A 20817-nucleotide genomic window follows, 5' to 3' on the forward strand; every position below is an offset into this window, starting at 1 on the left:
ACCAGCGACCGACCGCGACCCGCCGACCCTCCGGGCCGGGTCCGCCACCTGTGGCGGGCCCGGCCTGGAAGACTGTCCACCCCGGAGGAAGGACGATCGATGAAGGTGCTCGACCGCTGGCGCAGCTCGACCGACGCCGCCCGGTTCGAGGCGTACACGTGGTGGTCGATCGCGGTCCTGCTCTGGATCGTCCCCTTCTTCGCCTTCGGATCCTCCGTCGCCGCCACCGAGGGCGTGACCGTCGCGGAGTCGGATGCTCCGGTCCCTCTCACCCGGACCTGGACCATCGTCGTCCTCGTGGGCGCCGGCGTCCTGCACGCGCTGGCGGACGTCCGTGCCGCGCGCGAGTCCTGGTCGGTGCGCCTCGGGCGGGGCACGTCGAGCGCCACCACGCTCGTCCTGCTCGTCGCGACGACCGCCCTCCTCGTGGTCGCCGCCGTGCTGGTCGTCCCGACCTCCGAGGACCCGTTGAGCGACGGCGATTTCGTCGTCGTCGTGGCGATCACGGCGGCGCTCGCCTCCTACGGGGCGCGGTGGAGCTTCCGGACGCTGGCCCTGGCGGTGCTCCCGGCGGCCGCCCTCAGCGGCGTCGTGCGGCTGCTCTCGGACGCGTCCGCCGGGCGCGAGGCGCTCGTCGTGCTGGTCGCCGACGGCCTCGTCATCTTCGGCTTCGGCGCCTCGATCTGGCTCTCGGCCTGGATGGTCGAGGTGGTGCGCCGCCTCGAGCAGTCCCGCGAGGTCGAGGGGAGGCTCGCCGTCGCCGAGGAGCGGCTGCGCTTCTCCCGGGACCTCCACGACACCGTGGGCCGCTCCCTCTCGGCGATCGCCGTCAAGTCCGAGCTCGCCGCCGAGCTCGCGCGCCGCGGCCGGGGGGAGGCGGCCGAGGAGATGACGAGCGTGCGCGACCTCGCCCACGACGCGCTCGCCGAGGTGCGCACCGTTGCCGCCGGCTACCGCGCGGTCAATCTCACCGACGAGCTCGAGGGTGCCCGCTCGCTCCTGCGCTCGACCGGCGCGGTCACCACGATGACCGGGGACGTCGACGGTGTCGGGCCCGTCGCGCAGGACGTCCTTGCCTGGGTGGTCCGGGAGGGCGTGACGAACGTCGTCCGACACTCGTCCGCCCGCGAGGTCACCCTCACGCTCGCCCGCGAGGACGGGGACGCGGTCCTCACCCTCGTCAACGACGGCGCCACCCTCGGGGCGGACGAGGCGGACACCGACGGAGCGACGCCCCACGGCACCGCCGCCGACGGGCGTCGGGGGAGCGGCCTCGCGGGCCTCGAGGAGCGCCTCGCCCGGGTCGGCGGCCGGCTGACGACCGAGCGCGACGGCGAGCGGTTCGTGCTCGTCGCCCGCGTCCCCGCCGACGCCGCAGGACGGCAGGGCTCGCCCGCGGAGGCGGCGTCGTCGGCCGCGAGCGCGCCCTCGCCCGAGCCGGGAGCGACCGACGGCGCCGACCCCGCCACCGGCGCGGCCGCCGGTGCCGCTCCGCCCGCCGCCCCACCCTCGACCACCACGGAGGTGGCCCGATGATCCGGCTCCTGCTCGCCGACGACGAGACCCTCATCCGCGACGCCCTCGCCTCGCTGCTGCGCCTCGAGGACGACATCGACGTGGTGGCGGTCGCCGCCTCGGGCACGGAGGCGCTCGACGCCGCGCGCAAGCACGAGCCCGACGTGGCGGTCCTCGACCTCCAGATGCCCGGGCTCGACGGCATCGAGGCCTCCGAGGAGATCGCGCGGGCGGTCCCCGGTTGCCGGTCGATCATCGTCACGAGCCACGGCCGGCCCGGCTACCTCAAGCGCGCACTGTCCGCGGGCGTCTCGGGGTTCCTCCCGAAGACGGTGTCCTCGACCGTGCTCGGCCAGGTGGTCCGGCAGGTCCACGACGGCGGCCGGTACGTCGACCCGCAGCTCGCCGCCGAGGCCATCGGGGCGGGCGACTCCCCGCTCACCGCGCGCGAGGCCGATGTCCTCGAGCTCGCCGCGCAGGGCGCCCCGGTCGAGGAGATCGCCGAGCGCGCGCACCTGTCCACCGGGACCGTGCGCAACTACCTCTCGTCGGCCACCCACAAGCTCGACGCCGCCAACCGCCACGAGGCGGTGCACAAGGCGCGCGAGCACGGCTGGATCTGAGGGGCCGGGCCGCGCGTACCATCGCCCGGTGCCTCGACCCGTCCCGCCCGCGCTCGCCGCCGTCGCCGGGCTGGTCGTGCCGCCGCTGCGCCTGCTCGTGGGCCGCCGGTGGTCCGGCGGGGAGCACGTGCCGCCCACGGGTGGGTTCGTCGTCGCCTCGAACCACGTCTCCAACCTCGACCCGTTGCTCGTGGGCGACTTCCTCCAGGCCCACGGCGCGCCGCCGGCGTTCCTCGCCAAGTCCGAGCTCTTCACGTCGGGGCCGGTCGGGCGGATCCTGCGCGCCGCCGGCCAGGTCGAGGTCCGCCGGGACGCCGAGGACGCGGACCGGGCGCTCGATCACGCGCGCGAGGCGCTCGCGGACGGACGCTGCGTCGTCGTCTACCCCGAGGGGACCTTCACCCGCGACCCCGACCTGTGGCCGATGACCGGGCGGAACGGCGCGGTCCGGCTCGCGCTCGAGGCGGGAGTGCCGATCGTCCCGGTGGTCTCCTGGGGCGGCCAGCGGGTGCTGCCCCCGTTCACCTCGCGGTTCCGGCCGCTGCCGCGGACCACCGCCGAGGTCGTGGCGGGCCGGCCGATGGGTCGCGCCGAGCTCCTGGGGGACGGCGGGGGAGCGGGGCGGGAGAGCCACGGCGTCGTCGCGGACTCCTCGGACGCCGGGAACGGCTCCGACGACGTGGCGGCCCTGACGCCGGAGGCGCTGACCCGCGCGACGGACCGGGTGATGGACCGGCTGGCCGCGATGCTGTCGGTGGTGCGCGGCGAGCCAGCGCCGGAGCACCGCTGGGACACCCGGGTCGACGGCGACCCGCACCCCCGGCGCCGCACCGCGCGCTGACCCCGGTCCGGTCGCCGCCACCTCGCCGGCAGGCACCACTCCGCGGGTGTGAGGAAGGCCCGTCCGACGTCGACGAGCCCGGACGTGCCGACCGGCCGGACCCGTCATCGGGTCCGGCCGGTGGGGTCCGGGGTGCCTAGCCGGCGATCTCGATGTCGATGACGAGGCGCAGCGGGTCGGGCAGGACGAACACGCGGTAGGGGCGGGCCGAGTCGACGCCGAGGACCACCTGGATCTGGCCCTCGAACGGGGAGGACACGTAGGCCTCGGTGACGCCGGTGCCGTCGACCGCGTACACGCCGTCGGCGAACTCCTCGCCCTCCTCGGGGTACCGGAAGCCCGAGACCGAGACGTGGAGGAACGCGTTGCCGTCGATGTCGATCGGGGTGCCCGAGCCGTCCTCGACCGGGTCGCCCGTGTAGTCGGCGTACCAGCCGGGGTTGCCGCCCTCGCCCTCGAGGTCGACCACGACGCGGTCGTAGTACGGGTGGATGCCCGAGCGGACGTCGACGGCGAGCAGCGGGCCGCCGGCCGGGTCGCCTGCGCCCTCGTCCGAGCTGCCGGGGGAGATCCACTGCGCGTCCGTGCCGCCGGGCTCCTGCTCGTCGCTCGAGCCCTCCTCGGTGGCACCGGCCGCGCCGTCGCTCCCGTCGGCGTCCTCGTCCTCGAGCTCGTTGAGGTCGGAGCCGCTCTCGGAGCCGGACTCGGCGGCGGACCCGGACTCGGCAGAACCGGTGCCCTCCTCGCTCGAGGGGGCCTCCGTGGGGGAGTCCTCGCTGGGCGAGCCCGACTGCTGGGTCGGGGTGTCGACGTTCGCGCCGTCGTCGGGGCCGGAGTCGTCCTCGGCCGAGCAGGCGACGAGCGTGACGAGGAGGGCGGCGGTGGCGGCAGTGGCTGCCGCGCGACGAGCGCGCACGTGATCTCCTTCATGATCTGGGGAAAGGGCGGTCGGGGGCCCGCCTGGTCGGCATCGATCCTGCCTCACGAGTGGCGCGGATCCGTCACGGCGTGGTCACAGGACAGACGCGATCAGGTGGCCGTTAGGCTTCGGTCGATGACTATCGAGACCCCGGCCACAGACCGCAGGATCCGCGTCGCCCTGGTGTTCGGCGGGCGCAGCGGTGAGCACGAGATCAGCTGCGCGACGGCCGCCGGTGTGATGCGGGCGCTCGACCCGGATCGTTACGAGATCGTGCCCGTCGGCATCACCCGGGAGGGCCGCTGGGTGCAGGGACCGACCGACCCGGCCACGCTCGAGCTCGCCGCCCACGGCGCCGTCACCGAGGGCGCCGACGTCCTGCTCCGGCTCGACGGCGGCCGGGAGCTCGTCGTCGAGGACAGCCCCGCGGCGGATGCGGTAGCCGCGTCCGGCCCGACCGGCTCTGCCGCCACCGGTGTCGAGAGTGCGGCTCAGGGGCTGCGCGCGCTCGGGCGCGTCGACGTCGTCCTGCCCCTCCTGCACGGACCGTTCGGCGAGGACGGCACGCTGCAGGGGCTGCTCGAGATGGCGGACGTGCCCTACGTGGGCTCGGGCGTCCTCGCCTCGGCCGCGGGCATGGACAAGGACGTGATGAAGGTGCTGCTCGCCGCCCGCGGGCTGCCCGTCGGCCCGTACGTGTCCGTCCCCGCGCGCCGCTGGGCCACGGAGCCCGACGCCGTGCGCGCCGAGGTCGCCGCCCTCGGCCTCCCGCTGTTCGTCAAGCCGGCCCGGGCAGGCTCGTCGATCGGCATCAGCAAGGTCGCCGACCTCGCCGAGCTCGACGCAGCGATCGATCAGGCCCACGCGCACGACCCGAAGGTGGTCGTCGAGGCGGGCATCGACGGGCGCGAGATCGAGTGCGGCGTGCTCGGCGGTCGCGGCACGTCCGCGCCGCGCGCCTCGCTGCCCGGCGAGATCGTCCTCGACGGCGCGCCCGCCGGCTTCTACGACTACGAGGCCAAGTACGTCGACACCGACGGCCTGGAGATGGCGGTCCCCGCCGACATCCCCGAGCACGTGGCCGCCCGCGTCCGCGAGCTCGCCGTCCGGGCCTTCGACGCCATGGGCTGCGAGGGGCTCGCGCGCGTGGACTTCTTCGTCGACGGCGAGACGATCGTCGTCAACGAGATCAACACGATGCCCGGCTTCACGCCCTTCTCGATGTTCCCGGTGGTGTGGGAGGCGAGCGGCGTTCCCTACGGCGAGCTCCTCGACGAGCTCATCACGCTCGCGCTCGCGCGGCCCGTCGGCCTGCGCTGACTCAGCCGGCGCCGTCCGTCGCCGTCTCGTCCGTGGCGGTCTCGTCCGTGGCGCTCCCGTCCGACGACGACTCCGCCTCGGCGGACTCGACCTCGGCCGCGCCCACGCAGCTCGCCACGTGCTCGGTGGCCTCGACCGCACCGTCGAGGTCGACGAGCACCGCGGACGCCTGGTCGGCCAGCTCCGGCGGGACGACCACCTCGATCGCCGGCCGACGGCCGTAGGAGACCCAGGTCGACTCGACGCCGTCGCTCGCGCCCTCCTCGAGGACCGCGCCGGCGTCGGTGTGGATCCAGTCGTGGATCCGCCCGTCGGGCAGCTCGATCGACAGGCACTCGGCCGTGGTCGGCGGGGGCGGCTCGACGCCGCAGCGCAGCGTGATCGCCGGGTCGCCCCAGGCGGTCGAGGCCTGCGACGTGGTCGACCGCCGCTCGCCCTCGGCCAGGACGTCCGGGGTGGCCTGGAGGACGGCGCCGCAGTCCGGGGCGGCCGCCGACGGCGCGGCCTCGAGCGAGACGGGCGTGCCGCAGGCGCCGAGGAGCAGCGCGGTCAGGACCGCCGCCGGGGCGAGGGGGCGACGGCGAGGCATGTCCGCAGGGTACGTCGCGCGCTGGGTAGCGTGTCCGGGTGACCGTCCCGCCGAGCAGTTCCGACCAGCAGCCGCGAGTCGACGACCGGGACGGCACCACGCCCACGGTCCGCGACGTCGGCGAGGACGGGGTGCTCGCCGTGCTCCTGCCCGAGCTCCCGGCCGGCGACGGCACGATCGTCGGTCCCGGCGACGACTGCGCGGTCGTCGCGTCGACCGACTCCCGGCTCGTCGTCAGCGCGGACATGCTCGTCGAGGGCCACCACTTCCGTACCGACTGGGGCACCGGCGTCGACGTCGGGTGGCGGGCCGCGGCCCAGAACCTCGCCGACGTCGCCGCGATGGGCGCGGCCCCGCTCGCCCTCGTCGTCTCGCTCGGCCTGCCCGGGGCGACCCCGCTGACGTGGGTGCGCGACCTCGCCCGGGGCCTCGCGCTCGCCTGCCGGCCGATCGGGGTGGGCGTGGTCGGCGGCGACCTCACCGCGTCCGAGCGCCTCGTCGTCTCCGTCGCCGTCCACGGCGACCTCCAGGGCCGCGACCCCGTGCTGCGCCGCGGCGCCCGACCCGGGGACGTCCTCGCGCACGCCGGCGTGCTGGGCCGTGCCGCCGCCGGGTACGCGCTGCTCGACGCGGGCGCACGGGACGCCGGGGAGGGGCCGGGGCGCGACCCGCTCGTGGCCGCCTTCCTCCGACCGGACCCGCCGGTCGCGCTCGGGCCCCTGGCGCAGGAGGCCGGCGCGACCGCGATGATCGACGTCTCCGACGGCCTCGTGCGCGACGCGGGCCGGATCGCGCGGGCGTCCGGTGTCGTCGTCGACCTCGACTCCCGGGCGACGCTCGCTGCCGATCGCGACGCCCTCGCCGGTGCTGCCGCAGAGCTCGGCGCCGACCCGGCCGAGTGGGTCCTGCGCGGTGGCGAGGACCACGGGCTGCTCGCCACCTTTCCGTCCGATGCCGCGCTTCCGGCGGGCTTCCGGGCGATCGGCCGCGTCCTCGGCGCGGGCGAGGCGGCGGCGGAGACACCCCCGCCCGTGGTCGACGGGGTCGGCGGCGCGGTCCTGCTCGACTCCCGCCCGGTCGGCGGGATCGGCGGCTACGACCACTTCGTCTGACAACGGACCTGGGAACGACGAAGGACCCCGCCCGACGGGCGAGGTCCTTCGTTCACGCGGCCGGCCGAGAGCCGGTTCGCGGAGGTGTCAGCTCTTGACGTAACGCGTGACCTTGTCGGCCTTGAGGCACGAGGTGCACACGTTCATGCGCTTCGGCGCGCCGTCGATGTTGGCGCGGATGCGCTGGATGTTCGGGTTCCAGCGGCGCGACGTGCGCACGTGGGAGTGCGACACGGTCTTGCCGAAGCTGGGGTGCTTGCCACAGATGTCGCAGGTCGCAGCCACGGTGGATCTCCTGAGCTCGTACGGGGCGGCCGCGACGGGAGCCGCGGGCCGATGGTCGACACGCCCATTCGACGGCCGGGGCCGGACGGGCAACCGGGACAGCGTACCCGAGTCGGCACCCCCGCCCCAAGGGGCGGCGGCCCCCCGTCGCGTGCGTTGAGACACAGGGGAGAGTCGCGCGGGCCTGGGGATGCGCAGGTCCCGACGTCGGTGGCTCACCGTAACCTGGCCCCGTGACAGGCGTGGCGGCTCACCGTGCGGGCGAGGACCCGGCCGGGCTCGACTCTCCCGTGAGCCGGCTCGTGCGCAAGGCCGCCGCGGACAAGTTCGCCCGGCTCGGCGTGCGCACGCAGCGCGACCTCCTGCGGCACTACCCGTTCCGGTGGGTCGCCCCCGGCCGCCTCTCCTCCCTCGCGGACCTGCGCCCCGGCGAGCAGGTGACCGTCGTCGCGGAGGTCGTCGGCGCCGAGACCCGCGTCTCCCGGGCCGGCGGGCGCGGCGGCTCCCGGCTCGTCGTGACGATCACCGACGGCTCCGCCTTCCTCACGCTCGTCTTCTTCGGCTCGTCCCCGCGCTCGTTCGGGATGCACACGCGCCGCCTGCGCGCCGGCGTGCGCGGCCAGTTCACCGGCGAGGTCTCCGTCTTCCGCGACGAGCTCCAGCTCACCCACCCCGACTACCAGACCTTCGAGGCGGGCGAGGACGGTGCCGAGGCGGAGGCCCTCGCCGCCGAGGAGGCGCTCCGCCCCACGCCGATCTACCCGGCCACCCGCGGCCTGCCCTCGTGGGTGATCGCCGCGACCGTGCGCTCGGTCCTCGACCCCCTGCGGCCCGGCGACCTGCCCGAGCCGCTCCCGGCCGGCTACCGCGCCGAGCACGGCCTCCTCGGCTCGCTCGAGGCGCTGCGGGCGATCCACCATCCGGCCGACGAGCGGGAGGTCGCCGCCGGAGCGCTCACCCTTCGCCACGAGGAGGCCTTCCTCGTCCAGACGGCGCTCGCCCGCCGCCGGGCCGAGGCCGCCGGGGACGGCGCCGAGCCCAACGCCGCGATCGACGCCGGCCTGCTCGCCGCCTTCGACGCCGCCCTGCCGTTCACCCTCACGCGCGGCCAGTCCGAGGTCGGCGCCGCGATCGCCGAGGAACTGTCCGGCACGGTCCCCATGCAGCGGCTCCTGCACGGCGAGGTCGGCTCGGGCAAGACCGTCGTCGCCGCCCGCGCCATGCTCCAGGTGGTCGACGCCGGCGGCCAGGCCGCGCTGCTCGCCCCCACCGAGGTCCTCGCCCAGCAGCACCACCGCGCGCTGAGCGCCCTGCTCGGCCCGCTCGCCCGCGCCGGCCGTCTCGACGCCCCGGACGGTCCCGCCACCCGGGTCGGCCTGCTCACCGGCTCCCAGCCGGCCGCCACCCGCCGGGACGAGCTCGCGCGGCTCGCGTCGGGGGAGACCGGCATCGTCGTCGGCACGCACGCCCTGCTCACCGATACCGTGCAGATCCCGTTCCTCCGCCTCGTCGTCGTCGACGAGCAGCACAAGTTCGGGGTCGAGCAGCGCGACGCCCTGCGCATGCGCGGCGAAGCCGTGCCGCACCAGCTCATCATGACCGCGACCCCCATCCCGCGCACCGTCGCGATGACGGTCTTCGGCGACCTCGAGACCTCGGTCCTCGGGGAGCTGCCCGCGGGGCGCTCACCGATCGCCACCACCCTCGTCCCTGCCGCCAACGCCCGGTGGATGGCGCGCGTGTGGGAGCGCGTGCGCGAGGAGGTCGACGCCGGAGGGCGCGCCTACGTCGTCGTCCCCCGGATCGATGCCGGGGACTCCGACGACGCCCCCGCCCAGGGAGCGACCGGCGGGGCGCCCGACGACGCACCTCGCCCGCTCCCGTCCGCGTCCGTGGAGGAGACCTCGGCGCTGCTGGCGGCGGAGCAGGCGCTCGCCGGCGTACGGGTCGGGGTCCTGCACGGGCGGATGGCGGCCGACGAGAAGGACGCGGCCATGGCGGCCTTCGCCTCCGGCGAGACGCCGGTGCTCGTGGCCACCACCGTGGTCGAGGTCGGCGTGGACGTGAGCGAGGCGAGCATCATCGTCGTCCTCGACGCCGACCGCTTCGGCCTGTCCCAGCTCCACCAGCTGCGCGGCCGCGTGGGTCGTGGGTCGCGGCCCAGCATCTGCCTCGTCGTCAGCGGCGTCGAGCCCGGCACGCCCGCCTGGGAGCGGCTCGAGGTCTTCGCCTCGACCTCGGACGGCTTCGCCCTGGCCGAGGCGGACCTGTCGATGCGCCGGGAGGGCGATGTGCTCGGCACCGCCCAGTCCGGGCGTACGAGCGGGCTGCGGCTCCTCCGGCTCGCGCGGGACGCCGACGTCATCGCCGCCGCCCGGACCGCCGCCCGCGAGCTCGTCTCGGGCGACCCGGACCTCGAGCGCCATCCGGGCCTCGCGGACGCGATCGCGATCGAGCTGGCCGACGGCGAGGACGAGTTCCTCGACAAGTCGTGAGACTGCGTCGCCGGGCTACTCCTCGTACGGGGGTGGCGGGGACGTGACGACGGACGCGACGAGCAGCGAAACGGCGAGCGCGATCGCGGTGAGGACGCCGAGCGGAGCGCCGGCCCAGACCGCGAGCCCGACCGCGACGGAGGCGACGACCCCGACGTCGGGCCCTGTGAGCAGCAGCATGATCGACCCGACCGGCACGGGGCCCATGGGGGAAGGGGCGACCGGACCGGTGCCCTCGTCGTCCTTGCGGTAGGCCCAGCGAAGCGCCGCCCCGGCCCAGCCGAGCGCGGCGGAGGCGAGGACCGGCACCCACGCGAGGACGTCGAGGGCCGGGCCCCGGCCGCCGGACGCGTGGAGACCGAGGACGATCGCAGCCCCGACGACGAACGGCGCGAGCGCCACCCACGACCACACGAGGCGGGTCACGCGGTGCGCGCGGGCACTCATCGGCAGGTGCGCGTCGAGCCCCTCGCGCGTGCGGGCGATGCGGGCGCCGGTCGCGCTCGCGCACGCCGAGACGTAGCCGAGCGTGCCGACGGCTACCGGGAGCAGCCACGCGGGCGCCCCGCGGACGTCGGCCACGAGCGCGAGGGCGAGCACCGCGAGCAGGGGCCGCAGCGCGAGGGCGGGGCGGCGCAGCGTGGCCGCGGCGTCGGCCGCGAGCAGCGCCGCCGGGGCCCGCAGGCTGCGGGGCAGGCGGGCGAGGAGCCCCCACCGGGCCCGACGCCGCACGACCGGCGCGCCGTCGGCGGCCGTGAGCGCCCCGAGGGTGCGGGTGTCGAGGGTGGCGAGAGCGAACGTGGCGGACCCCGCGACCCCGCCGCCGCGCGCGAGTTCGGCGTCCGGGATCCGCTCGACGCTGCGCCGGGCGAGCACGCCGGCCACCACAGCAGCCGCCAGCCCCAGCCCCGAGACGGCGAGCAGGACGGGCACCGGCGGCAGGGCCGGGACGGGGGGCGCCGTGACGAGAACGACGAGCGCACCTGCGACGACGACGAGAAGTGCCGCTCCCGTGGCGACGTCGACCGCCCGGCGGGTGGTCCGGCGTCGGGCCGGTGATGCGGGCGCGGAGGCGAGGTCGTCGAGCGTCCGGGGCGCCTCGTGGACGTCGGCGCGGGCCGGATGATCCTCGCCGGCGTGCTCGGCCGAGTCGTCGACCGGCCCGGCGGTCTGGGCCGGGACGAGGGCGAGGCAGGCCGCGCCGGTGAGCGTCGCGGCGAGCGCGGCGGCGGAGGCGACGGGTCCGGCGGCGACCTCCTGCCCGCCGAGGGCGGTGGCCGCGATCGCCCCCAGACCGCCGCCGACGACCGCGCCGAGGGCGGGCCACCGCCACGCCGCCGGACCGATGAGCGAGAGCCGGTCGACCGGCAGCGGCAGCCACCAGCGCACGCGCTCGCGGTCGAGCCCCACCGGACCCAGGCGGCGCGAGAACCGGACCACGGAGAAGAGGGCGGCCGCGAGGGCGAGCAACCAGAGCCAGCCGGCGTCGACCCGGCCGGCGGCGCCCTCGGCGCCCTGGGCGAGCAGGCCCGCGTCCCGGGCCGCGTAGAGCGCGGCGGCCAGGGCCATCGCGGCGGCGAGGACGCCCATGTAGACGTCGGCGAGGGTGTCGGCGAGCGTCGTCGACGCGCCGAGGGACCGTCGCACCTCGGTCCAGCGGCGCACCGACCGACCGGACGGCCACCAGGTCGCCGCCGGCGCCGTGGGTGAGGGTCCGCCGGCCGGTCCGCCGGCCGGTCCGGGAGCCGAGCTCGCCCCGCCCCCCGGCCCGCCCGCCGTCACAGGCCGGCCACGAGGTCGGCGCCGTCCTCGGCGTCGGTGATCCGCACGCCGTCGTCGGACAGGACGAGCACCGAGGTGGCGGCGAGCTGCACCGTGGCCGGGTCGTGCGAGGCGAACAGGACCGCCCGCCCGGCCTCGCGCTCGTCGGCGAGCCGGTCCGCCACCCGGTGGCGCGCCCCGGTGTCGAGTCGGGACTCGGGCTCGTCGAGGACGAGGAGCTCGCGGGGCCGGGCGAACGCGGCGGCGAGCAGGAGGCGGCGGCGCTGGCCCGACGAGAGCGCGGACGGCACCGCGCGCGAGCGTTCGGCCAGCCCGAACTCGGTGAGCAGCTCGCCCGCGAGCTCGCCGGGGGAGTCGCCACCGTGCCCGAGCGCGGTGAGCTCGAGGTGCTCGGCGGCGGACAGGCCGGGGAAGAAGACCTCGTCGCCGAGGTCGTGCGAGATCGCGGCCCGCTGGCGCGCCGAGCGCGGGTCGGGCGCCCGGCCGTCGATGCGCGCCTCGCCGCCAAGGGCGGGCAGCATGCCGAGGACCGTGCGCAGGACCGTCGACTTGCCCGTGCCGTTGACGCCGACCACCGCGAGCGCCTCGCCCGGGCCCACCGAGAACGTGACCGGCGGGCACACGGGGAACGCGTACCCCACCACCAGGTCCGTCGCCTCGAGCCGCATCCCCGCAGGTTACGCGCGGCGACGCGGTACCCAGCGAGCGGGTCCGGCCCGGCGATCGGGTGCGGTGCCACGAGCGGGTCCGTCCTCCCGTCGTAGGCTGCGCGGGTGACACGGATCGTGGCGGGCACCGCCGGCGGGCGCTCGCTCAAGGTGCCGCGCTCGGGCACCCGGCCCACCTCCGAGCGGGTCCGCGAGGCCCTCTTCTCCTCGCTCGCGTCGATGGGGGCCGTCGAGGACGCGGTCGTCCTCGACCTCTACGCCGGCTCCGGCGCGTTGGGCCTCGAGGCCGCCTCCCGGGGTGCCCGCGCGGTCACCCTCGTCGAGCGGGCGGCCCCGGCGGCCGCCGTCATCCGGGACAACGTCCGGACCCTCGGCCTGGCGGTCGCCCGGGTCGTCACCGCCGACGCCGCCGCCCACGCCGCGTCCCCGGCCGCGGAGCCCGCCGACCTCGTCCTCCTCGACCCGCCCTACGACCTCGCGGCGGCCGACCTCGACGCCGTCCTGGCCTCCCTCGCGAGCAACGGCCACCTCGCGGACGGCGCGATCGTCGTCGTCGAGCGGGACCGCCGTGCCCCGGAGCCGAGCTGGCCCGCCGGGCTGTTCCCCCTGCGGACCCGCCGGTACGGCGACACCACCGTCCACGTCGCCGCCCACGAGGCCCCGGCGGCTACCGTGGACGCACCATGAGTCTTGCCGTCTGCCCCGGTTCGTTCGACCCGGTCACCCTCGGTCACGTCGACGTCGTCCGCCGCGCCCGCGCGATGTTCGACGAGGTCGTCGTCGCCGTCGCCACGAACGTCGCCAAGCGCTACCTCTTCACCGACGACGAGCGGGTCGACCTCGTCCGCCGCGCGGTCGCCGACCTCGACGGGGTGCGCGTCGAGCTCGTGCCCGGCCTGCTCGCGCAGTACTGCGCGGAAGTCGGGGCGAGCGCGATCGTCAAGGGCCTGCGCGGCGCCGCCGACGTCGACGCCGAGCAGGCGATGGCCCTGATGAACCGCCACCTCACCGGGGTGGAGACCGTGTTCGTCATGGGCGACCCGCGGCTCGGCCACGTCGCCTCCTCGATGGTCAAGGACGTCGCCCGCCACGGCGGCGCGGTCGACGACCTCGTGCCGGCCGACGTCGCCGCCGCCCTGCCCCTCGCCCTGCGCCGCACCTCCGGCGGCCCGGGCGCCCGCGTCGTCCCCGCCACCGGCGGGCCCGGCCCGGACGCCACCCCGCCCCGACACCCAGGAGTCCAGGTATGACCTCCGAGCCCATCGACGCCACCCACGACGCCGGGGAGTCGCTGCTCGCGATCCTCGACGAGCTGAGCCGGATGGTGACGCAGGCCCGCTCGATGCCGATGTCCTCCTCGGCGATCGTCAACCGCGCCGAGGTCCTCGACCTCATCGCGTCGGCGCGCGCGGTGGTCCCCGAGTCGATCGCGGCGGCCGACACGATCGTCGCGGACGCCGACGCCGTCCTCGAGCGCGCCCGCACGCAGGCCGAGGAGATCGTCCACGACGGCGAGCAGCAGGCCGCCCGCCTCGTCCAGGACGAGCCCGTCCTCGCCCAGGCCACCGAGCAGGCCCGGCGCATCGTGGCCGAGGCGGAGGACGCCGCCGCGCGCCGCGCCGCCGACGCCGACTCCTACGCCGGCCAGCACCTCGGCCGGTTCGAGAAGGAGCTCGACGCCCTGCTCCAGCAGGTCCGCGCCGGCCGCGAGTACCTCGCCGGGGGAGCGGGTCTGTCCCGGCCCGGGCAGGGGGCCGACGACCGGGAGGGCGCCGAGCGCCGCGACGGCGGCGACCGCCGAGAGCAGCGCTCCGAGCACCGCCCCGAGCACGGCCGCCCGGAGTCCCGATGAGCTCCCCGCTGACCGTCTCGATCCGGGACCTCGCGCGCCGCGCCGGCTCGGTGCGCCAGGTCGAGCTCGCCGCGCCGGCGCCCGAGGAGATGGGCAACGAGGTCCTGCGCGTCCCGCAGGGCTCCGACATCGACCTGGACCTCACCCTCACCGCGGTCTCCGACGGCATCCTCGTCACCGGCCCCGTCCGCGCCCGCCTCGCCGGCGAGTGCACGCGCTGCCTCGACCCGATCGACACCGAGGTCACGGCGGAGCTGACCGAGCTCTTCTACCACCCGGACGTGCGCGCCCGGCTCGTCGAGGACGGCGACGAGGACGCGGAGGAGTACCCGGTCGTCGACGGCGACGACCTCGACCTCGAGGTCGCCGTGCGCGACGCGATCGTCCTCGACCTCCCGTTCACCCCGCTGTGCCGGCCTGACTGCCCGGGCCTGTGCTCCGTGTGCGGGATCCGTCTCGCGGACGCCGAGCCGGGCCACGCGCACGAGGACGTCGACCCCCGGTGGGCCGCCCTGTCCGCGCTCGCGAGCGAGGACGCGCCGGTGCACGGCGCCGTCGTCAGCGACCCGGACGCCGGATACACCCAGGCCGGCGACCCGGGGGCCGGGGGAGCGGACGACGAGGCACCGACCTCCTCCGCCGACGCCCCCGACCCGCGAGGCCGGGAGTGACCCGGAACAGGAACCGGCAGCAGACCGGCGAGGGCCCGGCCCGTCGCTCCGACGTCGAGCGGCTCACCGACGCCCTCGGCGTGGCGATCGACCCCGAGCTGCTCGTCCTCGCCCTCACCCACCGCTCCTTCGCCCACGAGGCCGGTGGTCTGCCGACCAACGAGCGGCTCGAGTTCCTCGGCGACTCCGTCCTCGGCGTCATCGTCACCGAGCACCTCTACCGCACGCACTCCGACGTGCCCGAGGGCGACCTCGCCCGGATGCGCGCGGCCACGGTGTCCCAGAAGGCGCTCGCCGTCGTCGCCCGCGAGCTCGACCTCGGCGACTACGTCCTCCTCGGCCGCGGCGAGCGCACCTCCGGCGGCCGGGAGAAGGACTCGATCCTCTCCGACGCCGTCGAGGCCATCATCGGCGCCGTCTACCTCGGCCACGGCCTCGAGCCCACCCGCGAGGTCGTCACCCGTCTCGTGGGTCCGATGCTCGAGCACGCCAGCTCGCTCGGCGCCGCGCTCGACTGGAAGTCCTCCCTCCAGGAGGCCGCCGCGGCGAAGGGGCTCCCGGCGCCCACCTACGAGATCAGCCACGAGGGCCCCGACCACGCCAAGGTGTTCACCGCCGTCGTCACGTTCTCGGGCGAGGTGGCCGGCACGGGCGCGGGCTCGTCGAAGAAGGTCGCGGAGGCCGAGGCCGCCGAGGCCGCGTACGCCTGGGTGACCGGGCCGTCGGAGGCGAGTGACGGCGTCGGGCAGGAGGGTTCCTCGAACGACGAGACCCCGAACGACGAGGTGCCCGACGACGAGACCCCCGATGCGTCCCCGTCCGCCGCGCCCGCGGGTGACGCCGGCCCGGCGGGGACCACCGCGTAGTGCCCGAGCTGCCCGAGGTCGAGGTCGTCCGCGCCGGCCTGGTCCCCGCACTCGTGGGACGCACGGTCGCCGACGTCGAGATCCGCCACCCCCGCGCCGCGCGGAACACCGCTGGCGGGGCCCACGCGTTCCGCGCCCTCACCGGCCGGGAGGTCGTCGGCGCGGTCAGGCGCGGCAAGTACCTGTGGCTGCTGCTCGACGATGCGTCCGACGCCCTCCTCGCCCACCTCGGCATGTCCGGGCAGATGCTCGTCCAGCGGCCCGGCACCGACCTCGCCCCCGGCCCGCACCTGCGGGCCCGCCTGCGCACCGACGACGGCAGCGAGGTGTGGTTCGTCGACCAGCGCACCTTCGGGTACGTCGACCTCACGCGCACCGTGCCCACCCCGGACGGCGGGCCGGGCGGCCTCGGCTCGCCCGAGCCAGTGCTCCCGGCGCCGGTCGCGCACGTCGCCCGCGACCTCCTCGACCCGGACCTCGACCTGACGGGACTCGTCGCCCGGACCCGGCGCCGCCGCACCGAGGTCAAGCGGGCGCTGCTCGACCAGACCCTCGTCTCCGGGGTCGGCAACATCTACGCCGACGAGGCGCTGTGGCGCGCCCGCCTGCACGGCACGCGAGCCACCGACGCGCTGCCCGCCTCGCGGCTGCGCGAGCTCTACGAGGCCGCCGCCGCGGTGATGGCCGAGGCCCTCGCGCAGGGCGGCACGAGCTTCGACGCCCTCTACGTGAACGTCGCCGGCACGCCAGGCTACTTCGCCCGAAGTCTGCAGGTCTACGGGCGCGCAGGGGAGCTGTGCACGCGGTGCGGAGCGGGCATCGCACGGGCGCGGTTCATGAACCGCTCGAGCCACTTCTGCCCGGTCTGTCAGCGAGAGCCTCGGGTCAGGCGGTGAGGGGAGGCAGCTCGCGCTGATGTGCTCGTCGGGGGTGCGCGGCCAGGTCCCGTCGCGTCGACGCAGGTCGCGGCGTCGTCACGACGTCTCCGTCCCGTCCAGGGCGAGGATCTGGGCGCCGCTGCGCCGGAGGCGGTCGAGGTACGCGGCCGGGTCAAGCAGCTGCGAGGGGAAGTGCAGCCCGGAGGGCACCGGGTCGCCGCCCCCGAGGCCGGCCAGGCGTTCGAGCACCATCGCGACCCCGAGGCCGGTCGGAGACATCTGCCCCTGGGGATGCACGACCGCCTGCCGCAGGCGCAGCGGTCGGCCCTGCGGATCCTCACCGACGAGCTCGACGAGGATCTCGGTGGACAACGCCCCGCCCGCACGGCGGGCAGAGGTGACCCCCTCGGCGAGGTCGAACCGGATGTCCGGGGCGCCGGTCGCGGTCCCGAGCACGACGACGTCGAACGGGGAGAGCGCCGCGGCCTGCATCTCCGTGCCGTCGGCCGCTCGGACGATGGACCCCAGGTCTTCCTCGGGGAGCCAGGAGTACGCGCCGTCGCTGCGGACCATGGCCGGTGTCGTCGCTCCCACGGCCCGCTCCAGGTCCGCGACCTGGGCGGGTCCGCCCGCGTCCTGCTCGTCGAGCACGGCGGCCAGGCGGATCCGGTCGACACGCGCGAACCGCTCGGCGAGGTGGAGGGCAGGGATCGTTGTCGCCGCGACCAGCCACTCGGCGCCCAGCACGATCGGCGCGGCGTGCGGTCGGGCGGCGGAAGCTGCCACCTCGGGGGCCATCTCGTGGACGCCCAGCGCCGAGATCCCGATGTGCCCCGCTCCGCGCTCCTGCGCGAGGCGCAGCACGGACAGGGCCCCGTCCCTGAACAGGGTGGCGACGGCTGCGACGGGGCGGTCGCCGAGGCCGAGGTCCGGGGCGCCGAGGTCCAGACGCACGGCCTCCGCCGCGCCGACCTCCTCGGCGACCCTGCGTGCCCTTGAGAGGTCGCGCCCGCCGATGAGCAGCGGCACCGTCGGGTGCGCGTCGCGCAGGTGCCGGGCGGTCCAGCGTCCGATGAGGCCGGATCCCCCGGCCAGCAGGATCGGGTCCATGTCGTTCTCCTGCCTGCAGCTAGTAACCTACGAACAGTAGGTTCAATGCACGTTAACCTACTATTCGTAGGTTGAGCAACGGCGGCGCGCGAGGACGGCGGGGAGAACGTGGCGGAGTTCGAGACGAGCGACCCGCGGGAGATCGCGCGGGGGGCTGTGCGACGGACCGCGCGGGCGCAGCCAGGGGCCGCACGGGGGGCTGTGCGACGAACCGAGCGGGCGCAGCCGGAGGCCGCGCGGGGCGTGGACGGGACGGCGGCCCCGGCCGGAGACGCTCGCGTGGCTCGGGGCGGCAGAGCTCGACTCACGCGCGCCGGGCGTCGTGACCAGCTGCTGACGACAGCGACGCGCATCCGGCAGGAGGAGGGTGCGGACAGGCTGACGCTGGGCCGCCTCGCCGAGCGCGCCGGGGTCTCCAAGCCGGTGGTCTACGACCACTTTCACGCACTGGAGGACCTGCAGATCGCGCTGTACCGCACCCTGCACGAGCAGCAGCTGGACGCCGTGCGCGCAGCCCTCACGCAGGGGGAGGCCCGCCCCGGGTCGACGATCGATGCCCTGGCCGAGGCCTACATCCGCTGCGCGGCCGACGTCGACGCCGACTGGCGGGCGCTCTCCGGCAGCGCGCAGAAGGACGCCGTCTTCCAGGAGCTGCTGGACAGCTGCGTGGACCTGTTCGTCGACGTTCTCGGCCCCCGCGCCGAGGTGCCGTCGGCAGAGCTGCGTCGACGGTGCACGGGCCTGGTCGGCGCAGGCGAGGCGCTCGCCGCGGCCTGCGTGCGAGGGGAGTGCCGGACGAGCGACGGCGCTCGGTCGCTGGCCGCGCTGATGCAGGGGGCACTCGCGCCCGGTGGGCGCCGCGGCGACGGATAGCATCGGCACCATGACGAGCGAGGCCAACGGCGACGTCCGGGTGATGATCATCGACGATCACGAGATCGTCCGGAGGGGCATCGCCGAGGTCGTCGACCGGGCCGAGGGGCTCACCGTCGTGGCCGAGGCCGGGTCGGTCGCCGATGCTCTGCGGCGCGCCGAGCTCGTCCGGCCCGACGTCCTGCTCGTCGACCTCCAGCTCGGCGACGGCTCGGGCATCGACCTCATCAAGGCCCTCGCCGAGAAGGTGCCCGGCGCCCACCCCGTGGTCCTCACGAGCTTCGACGACGACGACGCTCTCGCCGCCGCCCTCGACGTCGGGGCGAAGGCCTACCTGCTCAAGACCGTCCGCGGCGCGGAGATCGCCGACGTCGTGCACGCGGTCGCCCAAGGGCGCACCCTGCTCGACGCCCGCACCGTCACCCGGCGCCGTGCCTCGCACGACGACCCGACCGCCGACCTCACCCCCTCCGAGCGCAAGGTGCTCGACCTCATCGGGGACGGCCTGTCCAACCGTGAGATCGGGGAGAGGCTCGGGGTGGCGGAGAAGACCGTGAAGAACCACATCACGAGCCTGCTGAGCAAGATGGGCCTCCAGCGCCGCACGCAGGTCGCCGCCTGGGTCGCGGGCCAGCGGGCCGCCGGCTGGCGCGGCTGAGCGACCGGGCGGACGCGGACCGGGTGGCGGCCTAGCCGCGTCCGCCCGTGGGCACCTGCCATTGCAGCAGGGTGCCGCGGCCGGTCTCCGTCCGGCCCACCGAGAACGTCCCCCGGTGCCGGCGCGCCCGCTGGGCGAGGTTGCCGAGGCCGGAGGAGCGGGTGCGGGCGGGGTCGATGCCGCGTCCGTCGTCGACGACCTCGAGCAGCACCGACCCAGTGGGCCCGGAGCCGCGGATGCGCAGGCGCACCGAGACGGACGAGGCGCCCGCGTGCCGCGCGGCGTTGGACACGCCCTCGCGGACGACCGCCACGATGTCGTCCGCGACGTCGGGGTCGACCCGCTGCCGGATGACGTCGGACATCGGACCGCCGAGGTCGGCGTCCGAGACGAGGGTGCCGTCGACCTCGACGAGCAAGGACGGCGCGAAGCCCAGGGTGGTGCGGGCGATCGACGCCTCGCGGCGCAGCCGCTCGACGAGCAGCACGCCCTGCTCGGGCTCGCGCAGGTTGTGGACGATGGACCGGATCTGCCGCACAGAGGAGTCGACGGCGTCGACGGCGGCGTCGATGAGCGCCGTGAGCCCGAGCGTGCCGGCCGGCTCGTCCTCGGTGCCACCCGTCCCGGCGGCCCCGGCCCGCCCTTGCTCGAGGTCCTCGGCGCGGGCGCGCGCCTGCGTGAGCTGCATACCCGTGGCGAAGAGCTGCTGGATCGCGAGGTCGTGCAGGTCCCGCGCGATCCGGGCGCGCTCCTCGACCATGGTCGCGACGTCCTCGACGTGCCGGGCCCCGGCGATCTGCAGCGCGAACACGGCCTGGGAGGCGACCTGCTGGGCGATCTCCAGCTCGAGCTCGGTGAACTCGGGGCGGCCGCGGTGCCGCAGGAGCAGGAGCACCCCCTCGGCCTCGCCGCCGAGCAGCATCGGCGCGTACAGCGCGGGCCCGTACGACGCGAGCTCGGGCACACGCACCGTGCGCGACCGCGTGAGCGAGTCGACGATGAGCCCCGAGCGCTCCCGGATGACGGTCCGTGCGCGGCCGTCCGGCGGGAAGACGAGGCCGAGCAGCTCCCCGGAGCGGTCGCCCCGCACGATCTCGGCCACCCACGTGTCGCCGACCGAGGGCAGCACGAGGATGACCGTGTCGGCCTCGGCCACGTCGAGCAGGCGTGAAGCGACGAGCTCGAGCGTCTCCTCCTCGTCCGTGCCCTCGAGCAGGGCGGTGGTGATCTCGTTCGCCACGGCCGTCCACCGGGCCCGGGTCTGCGAGGCGCCGTAGGTGGTCGCGTTCGCCACCGCGACCCCGGTGGCCCGGGCGAGCGTGATCGCCGTCGTCACGTCCGCCTGCGTGAAGGGCCCGTCCTCCTTCTCCGCGAGGTAGAGCCGTCCGTAGACGCGGCCACCCGCGCGGACCGGGACGCCGAGGAACGAGTGCATCGGCGGGTGCCCGGGCGGGAAGCCGCCGAAGTCCGGGTGCTCCGTGAGGTCGTCGAGGAGGAGCGCGCCGTCCGGGGGGATCGCGCCGAGGACGCCCGTCCCCGACGGCGGGTGCCCGAGCACGCGCATGTCCTCCTCAGACATGCCCACCTGGATGAACGTCTGCGTCTCGCCGTTGGAGTCGAGGACGCCGAGCGCCGCGTAGCGGGCCCCCGTCAGGGCGGCGGCGGAGGCGACGAGCCCGTCGAGCGCGCCGCGGACGTCGAGGTGGCTGGTGAGGGTGAGCGCGGAGCCCAGCACGTCGTCGTCGAGCTCGTGCACCGGA

21 protein-coding genes are annotated in these 20817 nt (G+C 76.0%); 14 read left to right on the forward strand and 7 right to left on the reverse strand.

Annotated features, from left to right (window positions below; all coding sequences use genetic code 11):
* Window positions 1–99 precede the first annotated feature (99 nt).
* From ACPYO6_RS00070 to ACPYO6_RS00080, 3 genes are read left to right on the forward strand one after another with little or no spacing between them, the layout of a single operon-like run.
* Window positions 100–1536: a sensor histidine kinase gene (locus tag ACPYO6_RS00070; RefSeq protein ID WP_425712838.1), complete on the forward strand. Its 1437-nt coding sequence runs from the start codon at window positions 100–102 to the stop codon at window positions 1534–1536.
* Window positions 1533–2138: a response regulator transcription factor gene (locus ACPYO6_RS00075; protein ID WP_425712839.1), complete on the forward strand. Its 606-nt coding sequence runs from the start codon at window positions 1533–1535 to the stop codon at window positions 2136–2138. Before ACPYO6_RS00070 ends, ACPYO6_RS00075 begins: the two co-directional genes overlap by 4 nt.
* A gap of 28 nt (window positions 2139–2166) precedes the next feature.
* Entirely contained in the window at window positions 2167–2979 is an 813-nt protein-coding gene (locus ACPYO6_RS00080; RefSeq protein WP_425712840.1) for a lysophospholipid acyltransferase family protein, read from the forward strand.
* A 136-nt stretch (window positions 2980–3115) separates the two neighbouring features.
* Here ACPYO6_RS00080 and ACPYO6_RS00085 read toward each other — a convergent pair whose 3' ends face one another.
* Window positions 3116–3895 carry an AMIN-like domain-containing (lipo)protein gene (locus ACPYO6_RS00085; protein ID WP_425712841.1) on the reverse strand — a complete coding sequence of 260 codons (780 nt, stop codon included), beginning with the start codon at window positions 3893–3895 and terminating at the stop codon, window positions 3116–3118.
* A gap of 138 nt (window positions 3896–4033) precedes the next feature.
* Here ACPYO6_RS00085 and ACPYO6_RS00090 point away from each other — a divergent pair, with 138 nt between their 5' ends.
* Window positions 4034–5218 (forward strand): D-alanine--D-alanine ligase family protein, encoded by a 1185-nt coding sequence (locus ACPYO6_RS00090; RefSeq protein ID WP_425712842.1) that lies wholly within the window; start codon window positions 4034–4036, stop codon window positions 5216–5218.
* A gap of 1 nt (window position 5219) precedes the next feature.
* Here the strand turns inward: ACPYO6_RS00090 and ACPYO6_RS00095 are convergent, their stop codons facing one another.
* The gene (locus ACPYO6_RS00095; RefSeq protein WP_425712843.1) at window positions 5220–5807 is read right to left on the reverse strand and encodes a DUF3515 family protein; all 588 of its coding nucleotides are present in this window, start codon (window positions 5805–5807) and stop codon (window positions 5220–5222) included.
* Window positions 5808–5845: 38 nt separating this feature from the next.
* Here ACPYO6_RS00095 and ACPYO6_RS00100 point away from each other — a divergent pair, with 38 nt between their 5' ends.
* Window positions 5846–6919 (forward strand): thiamine-phosphate kinase, encoded by a 1074-nt coding sequence (locus ACPYO6_RS00100; protein WP_425712844.1) that lies wholly within the window; start codon window positions 5846–5848, stop codon window positions 6917–6919.
* 87 nt (window positions 6920–7006) lie between these two features.
* Here the strand turns inward: ACPYO6_RS00100 and rpmB are convergent, their stop codons facing one another.
* Entirely contained in the window at window positions 7007–7204 is a 198-nt protein-coding gene (gene rpmB, locus ACPYO6_RS00105; protein ID WP_425708419.1) for a 50S ribosomal protein L28, read from the reverse strand.
* A 233-nt stretch (window positions 7205–7437) separates the two neighbouring features.
* Between rpmB and ACPYO6_RS00110 the strand changes: the two genes are divergently transcribed.
* Window positions 7438–9699: an ATP-dependent DNA helicase RecG gene (locus tag ACPYO6_RS00110; RefSeq protein ID WP_425712845.1), complete on the forward strand. Its 2262-nt coding sequence runs from the start codon at window positions 7438–7440 to the stop codon at window positions 9697–9699.
* Window positions 9700–9714: 15 nt separating this feature from the next.
* On the opposite strand, the gene ACPYO6_RS00115 is transcribed toward ACPYO6_RS00110, so the two are convergent.
* Complete coding sequence (locus ACPYO6_RS00115) at window positions 9715–11364, reverse strand: DUF6297 family protein (protein ID WP_425712846.1); 1650 nt, start codon at window positions 11362–11364, stop codon at window positions 9715–9717.
* Window positions 11365–11477: 113 nt separating this feature from the next.
* Window positions 11478–12149, reverse strand: a complete 672-nt coding sequence (locus ACPYO6_RS00120; protein WP_425712847.1) for an ABC transporter ATP-binding protein — start codon at window positions 12147–12149, stop codon at window positions 11478–11480.
* Between the two features lie 105 nt (window positions 12150–12254).
* Between ACPYO6_RS00120 and rsmD the strand changes: the two genes are divergently transcribed.
* From rsmD to mutM, 6 genes are read left to right on the forward strand one after another with little or no spacing between them, the layout of a single operon-like run.
* Window positions 12255–12836, forward strand: coding sequence for a 16S rRNA (guanine(966)-N(2))-methyltransferase RsmD (rsmD, locus tag ACPYO6_RS00125; RefSeq protein WP_425712848.1), 582 nt, complete (start codon window positions 12255–12257; stop codon window positions 12834–12836).
* Window positions 12833–13399: a pantetheine-phosphate adenylyltransferase gene (gene coaD / locus ACPYO6_RS00130; protein WP_425712849.1), complete on the forward strand. Its 567-nt coding sequence runs from the start codon at window positions 12833–12835 to the stop codon at window positions 13397–13399. The genes rsmD and coaD overlap by 4 nt, the downstream gene beginning before the upstream one ends.
* A complete protein-coding gene (locus tag ACPYO6_RS00135) occupies window positions 13396–14001 on the forward strand; it encodes a hypothetical protein (RefSeq protein ID WP_425712850.1) in 606 nt (201 codons plus the stop codon). Before coaD ends, ACPYO6_RS00135 begins: the two co-directional genes overlap by 4 nt.
* Entirely contained in the window at window positions 13998–14672 is a 675-nt protein-coding gene (locus tag ACPYO6_RS00140; protein WP_425712851.1) for a YceD family protein, read from the forward strand. Before ACPYO6_RS00135 ends, ACPYO6_RS00140 begins: the two co-directional genes overlap by 4 nt.
* A complete protein-coding gene (rnc, locus tag ACPYO6_RS00145) occupies window positions 14669–15538 on the forward strand; it encodes a ribonuclease III (protein ID WP_425712852.1) in 870 nt (289 codons plus the stop codon). Before ACPYO6_RS00140 ends, rnc begins: the two co-directional genes overlap by 4 nt.
* On the forward strand, window positions 15538–16434 hold the full coding sequence (gene mutM / locus ACPYO6_RS00150; protein WP_425712853.1) for a bifunctional DNA-formamidopyrimidine glycosylase/DNA-(apurinic or apyrimidinic site) lyase: 897 nt from the start codon (window positions 15538–15540) through the stop codon (window positions 16432–16434). Before rnc ends, mutM begins: the two co-directional genes overlap by 1 nt.
* Before the next feature lie 78 nt (window positions 16435–16512).
* On the opposite strand, the gene ACPYO6_RS00155 is transcribed toward mutM, so the two are convergent.
* Window positions 16513–17526, reverse strand: a complete 1014-nt coding sequence (locus tag ACPYO6_RS00155) for a hypothetical protein (protein WP_425712854.1) — start codon at window positions 17524–17526, stop codon at window positions 16513–16515.
* A 279-nt stretch (window positions 17527–17805) separates the two neighbouring features.
* On the opposite strand from ACPYO6_RS00155, the gene ACPYO6_RS00160 reads away from it, so the two are divergent.
* A complete protein-coding gene (locus ACPYO6_RS00160; protein WP_425712855.1) occupies window positions 17806–18399 on the forward strand; it encodes a TetR/AcrR family transcriptional regulator in 594 nt (197 codons plus the stop codon).
* 10 nt (window positions 18400–18409) lie between these two features.
* Window positions 18410–19057 carry a response regulator gene (locus ACPYO6_RS00165; protein WP_425712856.1) on the forward strand — a complete coding sequence of 216 codons (648 nt, stop codon included), beginning with the start codon at window positions 18410–18412 and terminating at the stop codon, window positions 19055–19057.
* A gap of 31 nt (window positions 19058–19088) precedes the next feature.
* Here the strand turns inward: ACPYO6_RS00165 and ACPYO6_RS00170 are convergent, their stop codons facing one another.
* Window positions 19089–20813, reverse strand: a complete 1725-nt coding sequence (locus ACPYO6_RS00170; RefSeq protein WP_425712857.1) for a GAF domain-containing protein — start codon at window positions 20811–20813, stop codon at window positions 19089–19091.
* Window positions 20814–20817: the final 4 nt, after the last annotated feature.

Origin of the sequence: Georgenia sp. Z1344, from assembly GCF_049856295.1 — a bacterium.
Classification (GTDB): Bacteria; Actinomycetota; Actinomycetes; order Actinomycetales; family Actinomycetaceae; genus JB111.

Excerpts from the sequence above, each read along its gene's own strand:
- coaD (WP_425712849.1), top strand. The coding sequence starts at position 12,833 with ATGAGTCTTGCCGTCTGCCCCGGTTCGTTCGACCCGGTCACCCTCGGT.
- ACPYO6_RS00070 (WP_425712838.1), top strand. The coding sequence starts at position 100 with ATGAAGGTGCTCGACCGCTGGCGCAGCTCGACCGACGCCGCCCGGTTC.
- ACPYO6_RS00090 (WP_425712842.1), top strand. The coding sequence starts at position 4,034 with ATGACTATCGAGACCCCGGCCACAGACCGCAGGATCCGCGTCGCCCTG.
- ACPYO6_RS00095 (WP_425712843.1), bottom strand. The coding sequence starts at position 5,807 with ATGCCTCGCCGTCGCCCCCTCGCCCCGGCGGCGGTCCTGACCGCGCTG.
- ACPYO6_RS00165 (WP_425712856.1), top strand. The coding sequence starts at position 18,410 with ATGACGAGCGAGGCCAACGGCGACGTCCGGGTGATGATCATCGACGAT.
- ACPYO6_RS00135 (WP_425712850.1), top strand. The coding sequence starts at position 13,396 with ATGACCTCCGAGCCCATCGACGCCACCCACGACGCCGGGGAGTCGCTG.
- ACPYO6_RS00075 (WP_425712839.1), top strand. The coding sequence starts at position 1,533 with ATGATCCGGCTCCTGCTCGCCGACGACGAGACCCTCATCCGCGACGCC.
- ACPYO6_RS00140 (WP_425712851.1), top strand. The coding sequence starts at position 13,998 with ATGAGCTCCCCGCTGACCGTCTCGATCCGGGACCTCGCGCGCCGCGCC.
- ACPYO6_RS00155 (WP_425712854.1), bottom strand. The coding sequence starts at position 17,526 with ATGGACCCGATCCTGCTGGCCGGGGGATCCGGCCTCATCGGACGCTGG.
- ACPYO6_RS00120 (WP_425712847.1), bottom strand. The coding sequence starts at position 12,149 with ATGCGGCTCGAGGCGACGGACCTGGTGGTGGGGTACGCGTTCCCCGTG.